Below are 13,397 nucleotides of genomic sequence, written 5' to 3'. Positions count from 1 at the left end.
GGAAAATTGAAAACGTCTTTGCTGGGATCCTTTGCGGCCGCTGCCCTGCTTGCCATCACGCTTCCTGCTTGCGCAGGCCCTTCAGCAGCCCCGGCGAACGGCCCTTCACCAGCAGCAACGGCAACGGTTTCGCCCACGCCCACACCCACACCCACACCCACGCCCACTCCGGTAGCCAAGACCTACACCAACGCCGAACTCGCCGCTGTCGTACGCCAGTTGCGCGACTCCGCGGACCGCAGGCTGACCGTGATGCCGGAGACCGAACTGGCTGCGGCCCTGGAACAGTCCAAGGGCATGATGGCCTCCATCGACGTTGCGCCGGCGGAGTGCAAGGAACTCGCTGCCTCCAGCTCGGTTCCGGCCCTGGATGGGGCGGCGATGGCCGTGGGCGTCAGCGCCGACACCGCCACCGGAGCGGTCACAGCGCTGTCCCTGCTCTCCGGACTGAACGATGAACTCCTGGCGAAGGTCGCCGACCCGGCTGCCCAGCTGCAGATGTGCGCAAACATGACCATGTCGGTTTCCGGCGTGGAGGTTCCTGTCACCATCACAACCCTTGAGGGTGCAAGCGGACTGGCCGGCAGCACCGCCTACCGCACCGAAAGCCAGCTTCCCAACGGCCAGGTGCAGTCCATCATCACGGCCCAGGCCGTCCAGCAGGGTGTTGTGCTGACTGCCGTTGCCTCCGGCGGAACGAGCGACGCGGAGTCCGTGGCCCAGGCAGGCGCCCTCCTCGACTCAGCCGCCGCCCTGCTCAAGTAGGTCGCCGGTCAGGTATCTCTGCACGTTGGGTGCCACAAGCCTGACAACTTCCTCGGGGGCGGCGGAGGCAAGCGGCTCGAGCCGGACCACGTAGCGGACCATCATCAGCCCCACCATCTGGGTTGCCACCAGGTCGCCCCGCAGCGCCACCTCGGCGGGTGTGCCCGGAATGCCTGCCATGATCCGGCTGATGACGGCGCGGTTCACCATGTGCCGGATCAACGCGGTCTTCGCCGTGGACCCCAGCGTTCCACGGAGGAACGCCAGCAGGGCCGGCTGCGCGGGACTTTCCCACAGGCCCAGAACGGCGCGGACGACCAATTCGGCACGCCCTCCGGGGTCGGAGCCGGCCACCCCCGACAACACCTGCTCCGGATCCGCCGGCAGCTCCACGCTGAGCGCGAAGAGCTCGTCCTTGCCGGCGAAAAAGTGGTGGATCATGCCCGGGTCCACACCCGCCGCCCGGGCAATCCGGCGGAGGCTTGTCCCCTCGAACCCGTGCTCTGCGAACAGCTTCCTGGCGGCATCGAGGATGTCCTCCCGGGAAGCGGCTGACCCGCCCCGGCGTCCCCGCCTGGTCCCGGCGGCACTGTGACCGGCGCTTGTCACGCGGTGCGCCTGCGCAGGGTGAGGGACGCGAGCACCAGGACGCCGACGACGATGGCTGCCATGGTGCCGGCATCCTGCCACAGCTGCTCCGTGGCTTCGGTATTGGCCGCGATTTCCTGCAGCGCATCCACGGAGAACGTCAGCGGAAGCACATTGGAAATGGACTCCAGGACGTCGTTCATCCGGTCGCGGGGCACGAACAGCCCGCACAGCAGGATCTGCGGCACCACCACCACCGGCATGAACTGCACCGCCTGGAACTCCGTGCGGGCGAAGGCCGAGCACAACAGGCCCAGCGCCACGCCCAGGACGGCGTTGATGACGGCAATCATCACCACAAAGCCCGGAGGCCCCTCGATATCCAGGTCGAAAATCCAGTACGCGACCGCCGTCGCCACCAGGGACTGCAGCGCCGCCATGATGGAAAAGGCGAGGGCGTACCCGAAGAGGAGGTCCGCCTTGTGAACGGGGGTCGTCAGCAGGCGTTCCAGCGTCCCGGAGGTGCGTTCCCGGAGCATCGTGATGGAGGTGACCAGGAACATAACGACGAACGGGAAGATCGCCAGCATCATCAGGCCTACCCGGTCGAAGGTCCGGGGTGCTCCCGGCGGAAGAACCTCGTTCTCGTAGAGGAAATACACCGCGGTCAGCAGCAGCGCGGGGACCACCAGGATCATGGCGATGCTGCGGTGGTCATGCCACAGTTGGTCCAGGACCCGGCGGGCAGTGGCTAGGAGCATCCTGGCATCCATTACCGGGCGCTCCTTCCTGCCGCCCGCCGCGGACCGGTGGGCTCTGCTGGCGCACCGCCACCGCCACCGGCAACGGCGCCGGCACCGTCCGCGGATTCGCGGATGATGGTGAGGAAGGCCTTCTCAAGGTCGCTGCTGCGCCCCCGCCTGCCCAGTTCCCCGGGCGTCAGCCGGGCCAGCAGCATCCCCTCCCGCAAAAGCAGGAGTGTGTGGCAGTGGCTGGCTTCCTCCATCACATGGCTCGAGACCAGCAATGTGGTTCCCGCCCTCGCCATTGACCGGAAGCGATCCCACAGATCCGCGCGCAGGACGGGATCCAGGCCCACGGTGGGCTCGTCCAGCACCAGCAGCGCGGGGCGCGCCACCAGTGCGCAGGCCAGCGACACGCGGCTGAGCTCGCCGCCCGACAGGTCCCCGGCCTTCCGGCGGGCGTGTTGGTCAAGTCCGACGGCGGCAATCGCCTGAGCCGCGTCGGCTTTGCTTGTGTGGTGCATGGATCCGAAATAGCGGACATTGGCTTCCACGCTCAGGTCGGGGTACACGCTGGGGGACTGGGCCACGTAGCCTATCCGGTGCCGCAGCGGGGAGCTCCCGGCGGGGAGGCCCAGGACCCGCATTTCCCCGGACGTGATGTGCTGGGCCCCCACGATGGAACGCATCAGGGTGGTTTTGCCGCTCCCGGACGGACCCAGCAGGCCGGTGATGCGCCGTTCGGGGATGGTGAAGTCCAGGTTCCGGAGGATGGGGTTTCTGCCGCGGATCACGGTCACGCCCTTGGCCGCTACGGCCGCGGACTGCCTGTCATCGGGTTCAACCGCTGCGTGGGACATGGCCGCCTCCGCGGAAATGGCAGGCTCCCGGAGCCGGCTGGCCCCGCTAATTCATCGCCTGATGAATTAAAATTAGGCCCCCCGCCGTTGCTGGTCAACGGGTCCGTATACGAAAAATACTTGTCAACGTGCCCGCCATCACATAGGTTCGATCTAGCTGCGCTGGAGTGGTTTGGGCGGTCTCACCAGTCCTCACCAGTACTTGGGCGATAACGGCGTTGAGCCACGCCCGGATGCGATGACCAGCCTCAACTGGGGGGCCAGGGGCTTTGTTATTCCGGGCGTGGCTCTACTGTGTCCGGCGCTGGAACTGTTCGGCGGCGCAGGACGGGGTCCGGCCACGCGGCCGGGTGCCGGTAGATTAGTACCCAGACAAATTCGTCCGGCCCTGCTGATCCAGCACTACCCCAGAAACGGATACCACCCGTGGTCCTTAGAATGTCCCAGCTTTTCCTGCGCACCCTGCGTGAAGATCCCGTCGACGCCGAGGTGCCCAGCCACAAGCTCCTGGTCCGCGCCGGCTACATCCGCCGCGCGGCCCCCGGCATCTACACCTGGCTCCCGCTGGGCCTGAGCGTGCTCCGTAAGGTCGAAGAAATCATCCGGCAGGAAATGGCAGCCATCGGCGCCCAGGAAGTTCACTTCCCGGCGCTGCTGCCCCGGGAGCCCTACGAGGCCACCAACCGCTGGACCGAATACGGCGAAGGTCTTTTCCGGCTGCAGGACCGCAAGGGCGCCGACTACCTGCTGGCACCCACCCACGAGGAAATGTTCACCCTCCTGGTGAAGGACCTGTACTCCTCGTACAAGGACTTGCCCCTGAGCCTCTACCAGATCCAGAACAAGTACCGCGACGAGGCCCGCCCCCGGGCAGGCCTGCTCCGCGGACGCGAGTTCATCATGAAGGATTCCTACTCCTTCGACGTTGACGAGGCCGGCCTGGACGCCAGCTATGCCGCCCACCGCGCCGCCTACCTCAAGATCTTTGCGCGGCTCGGACTGGAAGTGGTCCCGGTGGCCGCGACGGCAGGTGCGATGGGCGGGTCCAAGAGTGAGGAATTCCTGTACCCCACAGAGATTGGCGAGGACACGTTCGTCCGCTCCGCTGCCGGGTACGCTGCCAACGTGGAAGCCGTCACCACCGTGGTGCCCGCCGACATCGACTTCAGCGACGCCCCGCCCGCGGAAGTCCTGGACACCCCGGACACGCCCACCATCGAGACCCTGGTGGCAGCTTCCAACCAGATCAGCCCCCGCACTGACGGGGCGGCCTGGACCGCCGCAGACACCCTGAAGAACGTGGTCCTCGCCGTCACCCTCCCCACCGGAGAGCGGCAGCTCGTTGTGCTGGGCGTCCCGGGTGACCGGGCCGTGGACCTCAAGCGTGTTGAAGCGAACATCGGTGCCTTCCTGCCCGTGGCAGGCGAGATCGGACTGGAAGCCGCCGGCGAGGAAGACCTCAAGAAGCACCCGCTGATCGTGAAGGGCTACCTCGGTCCCGGCATGTCCCTGGACCAGGCACTGCTCGGCTCGGAAGGGGCGGCGAAGCTGCTGTACCTCGTGGACCCCCGCGTTGTCAGCGGGACCACCTGGATCACCGGCGCCAACGAGGCCGGCAAGCACGTCTACGGCCTGGTTGCCGGACGCGATTTCACCTGGGACGGCGTCATCGAATGCACCGAGGTCCGTGCCGGCGACCCCGCCCCCGACGGGTCCGGCCCACTGGAGACCGCCCGCGGCATCGAAATGGGCCACATCTTCCAGCTCGGCAGGAAGTACGCCGAAGCCCTGGACCTGAAGGTGCTGGACCAGAACGGCAAGCAGGTTACCGTGACCATGGGTTCCTATGGTGTGGGCGTCACCCGTGCGGTTGCCGCCCTGGCCGAGTCGAACCACGACGCCAAGGGCCTGGTCTGGCCGCGGGCAGTAGCACCGGCCGACGTCCACGTGGTGGCCGTGGGCAAGGGCGACGAGATCTTCGCTGCAGCAGGGCAGCTCTCCGAGGATCTGGAAGCGGCCGGCCTCGAGGTGATCTACGACGACCGTTTCAAGGTATCGCCGGGTGTGAAGTTCGGCGACGCCGAACTGTTGGGCGTGCCCACCATCCTGGCTGTAGGCCGCGGCCTGGTGGACGGTGTGGTGGAAATCAAGGACCGCCGAACGGGCGAAGCCGAGAACGTGGCGGTAGACAAGGCCGTTGACTACGTGGTCAACGCCGTCCGCAACAGCTGATCCGCCCCGTGGGTTTTGGGCTTGAATCCCTTGAGCTGACAACACTCCTCCTCCTGGTACTGGCAGGTTTCGCTGCCGGCTGGGTGGATGCAGTGGTGGGCGGGGGCGGGCTGATCCAGCTCCCCGCCCTGCTGCTGGTCCCCGGGATCACCCCGGTCCAGGCCCTGGCCACCAACAAGCTGGGGTCCATCTTCGGCACGGCTACCAGCGCCGCCACGTACTACCGCCGCGTGGGCCCTGACCTGAGGACAGCGCTGCCCATGGCGGTGATCGCGCTGGCGGGAAGCTTCGGGGGCGCGGTGCTTGCGGCGTCCCTGCCCGCCAGCGTCTTCAAGCCCATCATCGTGGCGGCGCTGGTCGCCGTCGCGCTTTTCACCGCGCTGAAGCCCAACGTTGGAGACATCACCGCCCTGCGGCACGACGGGCACAAGCACTACGTGGTGGCATGCCTGATCGGTGCCGCCATCGGTTTCTACGACGGGCTGATCGGCCCGGGCACGGGGTCCTTCCTGGTGATCGCCCTGGTGTCGGCCATGGGCTACGCCTTCCTGGAGGCCAGCGCCAAGGCAAAGATCGTCAACATGGCGACCAACGCCGGAGCGCTGCTGTTCTTTATGCCGCACGGATCCATCCTGTGGGGGCTGGGCCTGCTGCTGGGGGCGTCCAACATGGCTGGCGGCTACCTGGGCGCCCGGACGGCAGTGAAGCAGGGAAGCAGCTTTGTCCGCTTCGTGTTCCTGGTGGTGGTGGCTGCGCTCATCATCAAACTCGGCTACGACATCTGGCAGGAAAACTTCGCCTGACCCGCTGCTTCCGGCAGGGGAGGAAGCCCCCTGATGGCGCGGCGCTGCCGGGCGTACCATGCAGTTATGTCCGAGCACGACGACGCCTACGGCCGCGCCCTGTCCGCAGCGGCGAAGCACGCCACGGCATGGCTGCACAGCCTTCCGGACCGGCCGGTCGGGCCACGCGCAGCGGCCCATGACCTCGCCGGAATCTTTGGCGGCCCCCTTCCACTCCATGGCACACCGCCCGAGGAGGTGGTCGGGTTCCTGGCACGGGAGGCAGAACCGGGGCTGATGGCCATGCCGTCAGGCCGCTTCTTTGGCTGGGTCATCGGTGGCACCCTGCCGGCGGCCCTCGCTTCGGACTGGCTCGTCAGCGCCTGGGACCAGAACGCCGGTCTTCGCTACGCCACGCCGGCCGTTGCAGCCATTGAGGAAAGCGCGGGCGGCTGGCTCCTGGAACTGCTGGGCCTGCCTGCCGGCTCCGACGTCGGCTTCGTCACCGGGGCCACGATGGCCAATTTCACCGGCATGGCGGCGGCCCGGTGGCGGCTGCTGGCAGACGCGGGATGGGACCTGGACCGCGACGGCCTGTCCGGTGCGCCACGGATCCGCTGCTTCGTCGGCAGGGAACGCCACGACACCGTGGATTTGGGCCTGCGGTACCTGGGTCTTGGCAGTCCGCACATCGTGGACGCGGACGGACAGGGACGCCTACTCCCGGCAGCACTCGACGCGGCGCTCCAGCAGGGCGAGGGCCCTGCCTTGGTGTGCCTGCAGGCAGGCAACCTGCATTCGGGCGCGTTCGATCCGTTCACCGAGGCGGTCGCCGTCGCGAAACGCCACGGTGCCTGGGTCCACGTCGATGGCGCGTTTGGACTCTGGGCAGCGGCCGTACCGGAGCTTCGGCACCTGACCGCCGGCTTTGCCGGGGCCGACTCGTGGGGTACTGACGCCCACAAGACCCTGAATGTGCCCTACGACTGCGGTATCGCCATTGTCCGGGACGCCGCGGCACTCCGTTCCGCCATGGGCCTGCACGCCAGCTACCTGGTGCACGACGCCGAGGGTCCGGGCGACCCGTTCGAGAAGGTCCCGGAACTGTCCCGCCGGGCCCGCGGCGTGCCGGTCTGGGCAGCCCTTAAGAGCCTCGGCCGTGAAGGGGTGGCCGCGCAGGTCCGGGGCCTGGCCGCGGCCGCGTCGGAGATCGCCGCAGGACTGGCTGGACTGGACGGTGTGGAGGTGCTCAACGACGTCGGGTACACCCAGGTGTGCGTGGCGTTCGGCGATGATGCCACCACACGCGCTGTGACGGCCCGCATCATCGGAGACGGCCGGGTGTGGATGTCGGGCTCGCGGTGGCGCGGCCGGGACGTGCTCAGGGTGTCGGTCAGCAACTGGCGCACGGCCGGCGGGGAGGTCCGCACCGCGGTGGCTGCCGTCAGCTCCGCCCTGGCCGCCGTCCGCAGCAGCTGAACCTTCCTACCTGCCGGCCTGCCCCTGGCTGCCTGCTCCGGGTTCGGGCAGGGCATGCGCCGGCGGCAGTCCCTCCAAAGTCCGGCCGGCGAGTGTGCTGGCAACCCAGAGTGAACGTGCCAGGTCGCCCTCATGGCCGGACTCTCCGGCGCAGCCCAACGCGTTGGCAACTTCACGCACAAGGGCCCACTGCCGCGCAGCCTCCCCGTCCAGTCCCGCCGCCGCGCTGAAGGCGGTGCAGCGGCGCAGCAGCCCACCCGCCGCATCGCTGGCCGGAAGGTCCCCGAGCCGGTTCCACAGCAGCGGTGCCACCGCGAACTCCGCCTCGCCGACCATCGGCTGGGGATCAATCGCGGCGTAGCCTGCCGCCGTCGGCCGCCCATCTCCGGACCCGGGCCGCGCGAGGACATTGAGGAAATGCAGGTCCGTGTGGACCAGGACATCCCGGCCCGAGCGCCGCCCCACCGCGCCCCGGGTCTGGCACACCTCAAGTGCCGCTTCCAGCAGCCAGCGCGGAAACGGGCGCCCCAGCTGTTCCCAGTCGGCAGGAAGCTCGTCACTCCACTGCTCGGCACGCGCCGCAATGTGCTCGAATTCCCGCCATTGCGGCCGGTGGTCCGGAACCACGCCCAGGTGCCGGACAAGCCCGCCCCAGACCACCGCGGCGTCATCCATCGGCACGGTGTAGAGCGAGCTGTCGGCGTCCAGGCGTTCGAGGAGCATTGCGCAGGTTTCCATGTCTGCTGCGAGCAGGGTTACCGCCCCGTGCCCCTGCCACAGGGCGAGGGCGTGCCGTTCCATCCGGGCCTCATGATGGGGAAAGGCGATCTTGAGGACGGCGGGGGATCCGTCCGGCTGCCGGACCGGAACCACCACGGCGCCGTGGCCGTTCCAGGGAAGGCTCCCGGCGGGCAGGTCCGGCTCGAGGCGCCAGTGCGCGAGCCGGTCCCTGATCAGGCCCGGCAGCGAGGCCAGCCACGCCCGGCCCCCGGTTGTCCGGCGGTAGCGGGCGGTAAGGCCGGGAGGAATGGGAAGGGCTGGCTGGCTCATCCGATCAGCCTAGTGGCCTCCACCGCCGCCAGGGCTGCGCGGTGTGTCAGGACCGGCCCGGCACGGAAGGGGTCAGACCACGCCTGAGGCGCCGAGCAGGTTGCCGATGGCGAACGTTGCTGCCAGTGCCAGCGCACCGCCGGCGACCACCCGGACAGCCGCCTTCACCTTCGAACCACCGCCGATCCAGGCGCCCACCGCGCCTGTCAGGGCCAGGGCCGCGAGGACCGCGGCGAAGGTCACTGGGACCCTGATTCCGGGTGGTGGAAGCAGGATGGCCAGCATCGGCAGGACCGCACCCGCGGTGAAGGCGATGGCCGACGCGAACGCGGCATGCCACGGGCTGACGATGTCGGTCTCCTGGATGTTGAGCTCCGCCGACAAATGCGCCTCAAGGGCGTTGTGCGCGGTCAGCTCTTCGGCCACTTTTCCGGCCGTCTCCGGGCTAAGGCCCTTGGCGAGATACAGCGCTGTGAGCTCAGCCAGTTCTGCTTCCGGTTCGTCGGCGAGTTCCCGGCGTTCCTTCTCGATCAGGGCACGCTGGCTGTCGCTCTGGCTGCTCACCGAAACGTACTCGCCCAGCGCCATGGACACCGCCCCGCCGACCAGCCCGGCAGCTCCCGCGGCGAGGATGGGGCCGGCATCGGAGGTTGCCCCGGCAACGCCCACCACAATCGCGGCAACAGAAACGATGCCATCGTTCGCTCCGAGGACTCCCGCACGCAGCCAGTTCAGCCGGTGGGCGAGGTCATTGCCGTGGGGTTCCGCCTGGAGGTGCCGGCTGAGTTCCGCGGAAGCGCCGGTTCCCACCGTTTCGGAGGGTTCGTGTGCATCCATGCCTTCAGCAAACCATCAGCCCTGCCTCAATGCCACCCTGGCGGTTCAACCCATGCTGCCGGTCGGGGTGGAACTACCGCTCCGGAGAGTTCCGGGTTGCGTCAGGGTCCATCTGTGGACGCTGATGCCGCGGGTGGTGGGGCCTGCTTTGTGGCCGGTGACGTGGCTGCTGGAAGGCCGGGCAACTCCGCCGGGTCCAGGGCTAATCCAGGCAGGAAACCGGGGTCCCCACCCCAATGGGCGGCCCGTGCGGCGGCGGCCTGAAGGGCTGCCAGGGCCCAGGCGCGGCTGGTGCCGCCGGTCATGGCCACGGCATCGCCCAGGACGGCCAGGGTTCCTTCTTCCAGCCGGGCCAGCCCTGTGGCGGGATCTGCAAGGAACGCCGGAGTCAGGACGTAGCCCGGCTGTTGCGGGGGGAGGTGGCCGCAGGCGCGCCGGGTGAGCACTTCCGCATCCTCAGCGAGTTCCCGGTGGCCCCGCAGGAAGTCCGACGCCGGGCCGGCCGCGTCCGGAGGCAGCCGCACCACGGCCGCCTGGTAGGCGTAGACCGCCTCGTGTTCAGCGGCGGCCACCGCGGCCAGGACGCGGCCCGGTCCCGCCGGACCGGCGGCAGCTGCAGCAGCTGTAGCTGAAGGAGCAGCGGCGGTGTCGCTCGCGGGGGCGGTGCAGGCAGCTTGCGCGGCTGCCGTGCCGGTTGTTCCGGAAGCCGGGGAAGTTTCCGGCGCTGGGCTGGTGGAAGTCCCGCGTACGGGGATTTCAGGGAGAGGGATGTCAGGGACGGCGGGGAAGGGATCCGGTGCGCCGGCGGCGGCGGCCAGCCCGCGGGCGGCAAGGACCTGCGCCGTACCTGCGCCTGCGAGCAGGCGGGCCATGCCGCCGTCGGCCGTTTCAGCATCCTTCAGCCGCTTGCTCCCGCTGGCTGCCAGGGCGGCGGCCAATTCGGGAACGGCCATTATGGGAGCAGCGGACGGCGTCGCTGATTGGGCGGGCGGTGTGGAAGGCGCAGTCGGAGAATCCGCCGCCGCGCCGTTATCCGGGGCCGCATTGGTCGGGGCACCGCTAGTCGGGGTGTTGGGGGCCAGCAACGCCCGGGCCTGGAACGTCAGCAAACTCACAATTTCATCCACGGCGGGTTGGACGCTGGGGGAAGCTGCGCCGGCGCCGGCGCCCGCGCCAAGCTGACGGGCGGCCGCGCGGAGCTCCATGGCATCGTCAAAGGCCGCGGCACGTGCCTGTTCGGTGAAGGGCGGGGGAGCCGGCACCGGCGGATCGGCGGGGATCAGCGCGAATCCGAGGCTGAGGACCAGCAATGCAGCCAGGCCCAGGACGACGTACCGGAAAGGGCCGATTCGCGGGCGGTTTTCCTGGTTGTCGTCGTTCACAACAGACCATGGTGTCACGCCGCAGGGGGAATTCCGTCCTTCACTCAGCCGGTAAAGTAGCTACGCTAGTAAACACCACATCATCTATAGGGAGGCGGCCGGCATCGTGAGCAATGCAGAAGCCACGGCTTCACCAGACCACACCGGAACCGGTAGGAATGGGTCCGCAGCGGCGCACAATCCGGAAGCTGCCCGGCTCCGGGCCCTCCTCGAACCCTCGGTCCAGGCAAACCGCCTGTACCTTGAGGACGTCGAAATCAACGTCGCTGGCTCCCACCGGGTGGTCCACGTCGTCGTGGACCTGCCGCAGGAGGAAACCGGCGGTGTGAGCCTGGACGTCATCGCAGACATCTCCAAGGTCCTCTCCGATGTCCTGGACAACGATCCGGGGCTGGACAGCCGCCCTTACGATCTTGAAGTTTCCTCGCCCGGGGTGGGCCGGCCGCTGACCGAGCCGCGTCACTGGCACCGTGCCAGGGGCCGGATGGTGAAGGTCAACGTCATCCAGGGTGAAAACGTCACCGGCCGCATCCAGGCCGTTGACGAAGGGGGCGTCACAATCATCCCCGAGATCGCCGTCAAGAAGGGCATGAAGCCCCGGCAGGGCGATCCCGTCAAACTTCCTTTCGACAGGATCCGCAGCGGAAAAGTCGAGATCGAATTCAGCCACCTCAACGAGGACGGTCTGGAACCTGGACACAATGGACCTTCTGAGGAGGCCTGATGGATATTGACATGAGCGCACTGAGACTTTTGGAGCGTGAGCGTGAAATCCCGCTGGACCTCCTGATCCCCACCATCGAGCAGGCGCTCCTGGTGGCCTACCACAAGTCTCCCGGCGCCTTCGAAAAGGCCCGCGCCGAGCTGGACCGCAAGAGCGGCCACGTGACCATCTGGGCTGTGGAACTGGACGACGACGGCGCCCCGATCGGCGAGTTCGAACACACTCCGGAGGGCTTCGGGCGTATCGCGGCCAGCACGGCACGGCAGATCATCCTGCAGCGCCTGCGAGACGTCGAGGACGACAACGTGCTTGGCGAGTTCAAGGGCCGTGAAGGCGAGCTTGTGGCCGGCACCATCCAGCAGGGCCACAACCCGCACATGGTCCAGGTCAACCTTGGCACCGTGGAGGCCCTGCTGCCGCCGCCCGAGCAGGTCCCGGGGGAGAAGTACGTCCACGGCAACCGGCTCCGTGCCCTGGTCATCGACGTCCACCGCGGCTCGAAGGGCCCCTCCGTTACGCTGTCCCGGTCCCACCCCGGCCTCGTGCGCAAGCTCTTCGAACTCGAGGTGCCAGAGATTGCCGACCGCTCCGTCGAGATCGTGGCATTGGCCCGCGAAGCAGGCCACCGCACCAAGATTGCCGTCAAGGCGAACGTCCCGGGCATCAACGCCAAGGGCGCCTGCATCGGCGAAATGGGTTCCCGTGTCCGCGCCGTCATGACTGAACTCAACGACGAAAAGATCGACATCGTGGACTTCAGCGAGAATCCCGCCACCTTCATCGCCAGCGCACTCTCGCCCTCGCGCGTGAATTCCGTCACCATTACCGATGAGGCCACCCGCTCCGCCCGAGTGGTGGTCCCCGACTACCAGCTGTCGCTGGCCATCGGCAAGGAGGGCCAGAACGCCCGCCTCGCCGCGAAGTTGACCGGCTGGCGCATCGACATCGTTTCCGACGCCGCCGCGGCAAAGGAAAACTGACCCGCTTCCCCAACGGATCCTGCCACGCCGGGAGTGGCCGGCGGTTCGGGCGAAAAGGCTAAAAGGGGCTAGAATAGATAGGGCCGCGCCTAACGGCCGGCAGCCGTGTGCCTGCGGTGAGTCCTCCCTGTGCAGGGGAGCGGCCCGCCTCTGGCCAGCAGATTGAACGTCAGGACGATGACCGTGGCAGCAGTACCTACCAGCGGGAGTCAGCCGGAACGCACCTGCATCGGATGCCGGAAGAAGGGGTTGCGGTCTGAATTACTCCGGCTCGTCGCCGAAGGCAGCGGATCAACCGCGGTCCTGGTGGATGAACGACGCCGGATGGCTGGCCGGGGTGCATGGCTGCATCCCAGCAAATCGTGCCTGGCCCTGGCAATCAAGCGGCGGGCTTTCGGACGCGCCCTTCGGGGTGCAACCGGGACCGCTGCCGTTGAACGCCGGATCACGTCAGGCCCGAACGTCGCGGACGCCCCGGTGGCTGCGACACCTACCGTCCAACCTGAAAGCGGGTCAGAAATCTGATGGAAACCCGATGAGTTCCCAGCGATGAGTGCGTAACGATGACAACTTTGTTGCGCTCTGCAATGGGCCCAACTGCCGCATTCGCGGCCGGGGCCCGCAGTAAGAAGTAGACGGTTCGTGCCTGGCTCGGTGCGGACCGAGACAGGAGAAATGTGGCCAAGGTCCGCGTACATGAGCTCGCCAAAGAGCTCGGTATCACTTCCAAAGATGCAGTGACGAAACTGCAGGAACTGGGCGAATTCGTTCGCTCCGCCTCTTCCACCATTGAGGCCCCCGTCGTGCGCAAGCTGCGCAACGCCTTCCCGGACGCTGCTGCCAAGACCGCAGCACCCGCAGCCGCACCCAAGGCGCCTGCTCCCGCTCCGGAAGCCCGCCCGTCAACCCCGGCTCCCGGCCCCGCCGCGCCCAAGGCACCGGCTCCCAAGGCGCCGGCTCCGGCAGCGCCGGCGC

At 68.0% G+C, this 13,397-nt stretch carries 14 protein-coding genes; 8 read left to right on the top strand and 6 right to left on the bottom strand.

What is annotated here, in order from left to right:
* Positions 1-6 precede the first annotated feature (6 nt).
* On the top strand, positions 7-765 hold the full coding sequence (locus ACYQ1Z_RS13250; RefSeq protein WP_459792998.1) for a hypothetical protein: 759 nt from the start codon (positions 7-9) through the stop codon (positions 763-765).
* Here the strand turns inward: ACYQ1Z_RS13250 and ACYQ1Z_RS13245 are convergent.
* The 3 genes from ACYQ1Z_RS13245 to ACYQ1Z_RS13235 are packed head-to-tail and all read right to left on the bottom strand — an operon-like array spanning position 742 to position 2,956.
* The gene (locus ACYQ1Z_RS13245; protein WP_459792997.1) at positions 742-1,374 is read right to left on the bottom strand and encodes a TetR/AcrR family transcriptional regulator; all 633 of its coding nucleotides are present in this window, start codon (positions 1,372-1,374) and stop codon (positions 742-744) included. The genes ACYQ1Z_RS13250 and ACYQ1Z_RS13245 overlap by 24 nt on opposite strands.
* Positions 1,371-2,114 (bottom strand): ABC transporter permease, encoded by a 744-nt coding sequence (locus ACYQ1Z_RS13240; RefSeq protein WP_459792996.1) that lies wholly within the window; start codon positions 2,112-2,114, stop codon positions 1,371-1,373. The genes ACYQ1Z_RS13245 and ACYQ1Z_RS13240 overlap by 4 nt, the downstream gene beginning before the upstream one ends.
* Positions 2,115-2,125: 11 nt before the next feature.
* Positions 2,126-2,956, bottom strand: coding sequence for an ABC transporter ATP-binding protein (locus ACYQ1Z_RS13235; RefSeq protein WP_459792995.1), 831 nt, complete (start codon positions 2,954-2,956; stop codon positions 2,126-2,128).
* Between the two features lie 426 nt (positions 2,957-3,382).
* On the opposite strand from ACYQ1Z_RS13235, the gene ACYQ1Z_RS13230 reads away from it, so the two are divergent.
* The 3 genes from ACYQ1Z_RS13230 (at position 3,383) to ACYQ1Z_RS13220 (ending at position 7,449) form a co-directional block, all read left to right on the top strand.
* The gene (locus tag ACYQ1Z_RS13230; RefSeq protein ID WP_459792994.1) at positions 3,383-5,188 is read left to right on the top strand and encodes a proline--tRNA ligase; all 1,806 of its coding nucleotides are present in this window, start codon (positions 3,383-3,385) and stop codon (positions 5,186-5,188) included.
* A gap of 8 nt (positions 5,189-5,196) precedes the next feature.
* Entirely contained in the window at positions 5,197-5,991 is a 795-nt protein-coding gene (locus ACYQ1Z_RS13225; protein ID WP_459792993.1) for a sulfite exporter TauE/SafE family protein, read from the top strand.
* Between the two features lie 66 nt (positions 5,992-6,057).
* The gene (locus tag ACYQ1Z_RS13220; RefSeq protein WP_459792992.1) at positions 6,058-7,449 is read left to right on the top strand and encodes a pyridoxal phosphate-dependent decarboxylase family protein; all 1,392 of its coding nucleotides are present in this window, start codon (positions 6,058-6,060) and stop codon (positions 7,447-7,449) included.
* Positions 7,450-7,455: 6 nt separating this feature from the next.
* Here ACYQ1Z_RS13220 and ACYQ1Z_RS13215 read toward each other — a convergent pair whose 3' ends face one another.
* From ACYQ1Z_RS13215 to ACYQ1Z_RS13205, 3 genes are all read right to left on the bottom strand, one after another.
* The gene (locus ACYQ1Z_RS13215) at positions 7,456-8,499 is read right to left on the bottom strand and encodes an aminoglycoside phosphotransferase family protein (protein WP_459792991.1); all 1,044 of its coding nucleotides are present in this window, start codon (positions 8,497-8,499) and stop codon (positions 7,456-7,458) included.
* 72 nt (positions 8,500-8,571) lie between these two features.
* On the bottom strand, positions 8,572-9,336 hold the full coding sequence (locus ACYQ1Z_RS13210) for a VIT1/CCC1 transporter family protein (RefSeq protein WP_459792990.1): 765 nt from the start codon (positions 9,334-9,336) through the stop codon (positions 8,572-8,574).
* 101 nt (positions 9,337-9,437) lie between these two features.
* On the bottom strand, positions 9,438-10,718 hold the full coding sequence (locus tag ACYQ1Z_RS13205) for a DUF4439 domain-containing protein (RefSeq protein WP_459792989.1): 1,281 nt from the start codon (positions 10,716-10,718) through the stop codon (positions 9,438-9,440).
* A 106-nt stretch (positions 10,719-10,824) separates the two neighbouring features.
* Between ACYQ1Z_RS13205 and ACYQ1Z_RS13200 the strand changes: the two genes are divergently transcribed.
* From ACYQ1Z_RS13200 to ACYQ1Z_RS13185, 4 genes are all read left to right on the top strand, one after another.
* Entirely contained in the window at positions 10,825-11,442 is a 618-nt protein-coding gene (locus tag ACYQ1Z_RS13200; protein WP_459792988.1) for a ribosome maturation factor RimP, read from the top strand.
* A complete protein-coding gene (gene nusA / locus ACYQ1Z_RS13195; RefSeq protein ID WP_459792987.1) occupies positions 11,442-12,422 on the top strand; it encodes a transcription termination factor NusA in 981 nt (326 codons plus the stop codon). Before ACYQ1Z_RS13200 ends, nusA begins: the two co-directional genes overlap by 1 nt.
* Before the next feature lie 177 nt (positions 12,423-12,599).
* Positions 12,600-12,947 carry a YlxR family protein gene (locus ACYQ1Z_RS13190; protein WP_459792986.1) on the top strand — a complete coding sequence of 116 codons (348 nt, stop codon included), beginning with the start codon at positions 12,600-12,602 and terminating at the stop codon, positions 12,945-12,947.
* Positions 12,948-13,099: 152 nt separating this feature from the next.
* Positions 13,100-13,397: translation initiation factor IF-2 N-terminal domain-containing protein (locus tag ACYQ1Z_RS13185; RefSeq protein WP_459792985.1), on the top strand; the 298-nt coding region annotated here is incomplete at its 3' end.

Source organism: Arthrobacter sp. AD-310, assembly GCF_054656615.1.
This window is presented reverse-complemented; position numbering and strand designations above follow the sequence as displayed.

What these genes read in the sequence shown, in the direction of transcription:
- ACYQ1Z_RS13210 (WP_459792990.1), bottom strand. Translation starts at nt 9,336, where the DNA reads ATGGATGCACACGAACCCTCCGAAACGGTGGGAACCGGCGCTTCCGCG.
- ACYQ1Z_RS13235 (WP_459792995.1), bottom strand. Translation starts at nt 2,956, where the DNA reads ATGTCCCACGCAGCGGTTGAACCCGATGACAGGCAGTCCGCGGCCGTA.
- ACYQ1Z_RS13190 (WP_459792986.1), top strand. Translation starts at nt 12,600, where the DNA reads ATGACCGTGGCAGCAGTACCTACCAGCGGGAGTCAGCCGGAACGCACC.
- ACYQ1Z_RS13220 (WP_459792992.1), top strand. Translation starts at nt 6,058, where the DNA reads ATGTCCGAGCACGACGACGCCTACGGCCGCGCCCTGTCCGCAGCGGCG.
- nusA (WP_459792987.1), top strand. Translation starts at nt 11,442, where the DNA reads ATGGATATTGACATGAGCGCACTGAGACTTTTGGAGCGTGAGCGTGAA.
- ACYQ1Z_RS13215 (WP_459792991.1), bottom strand. Translation starts at nt 8,499, where the DNA reads ATGAGCCAGCCAGCCCTTCCCATTCCTCCCGGCCTTACCGCCCGCTAC.
- ACYQ1Z_RS13240 (WP_459792996.1), bottom strand. Translation starts at nt 2,114, where the DNA reads ATGCTCCTAGCCACTGCCCGCCGGGTCCTGGACCAACTGTGGCATGAC.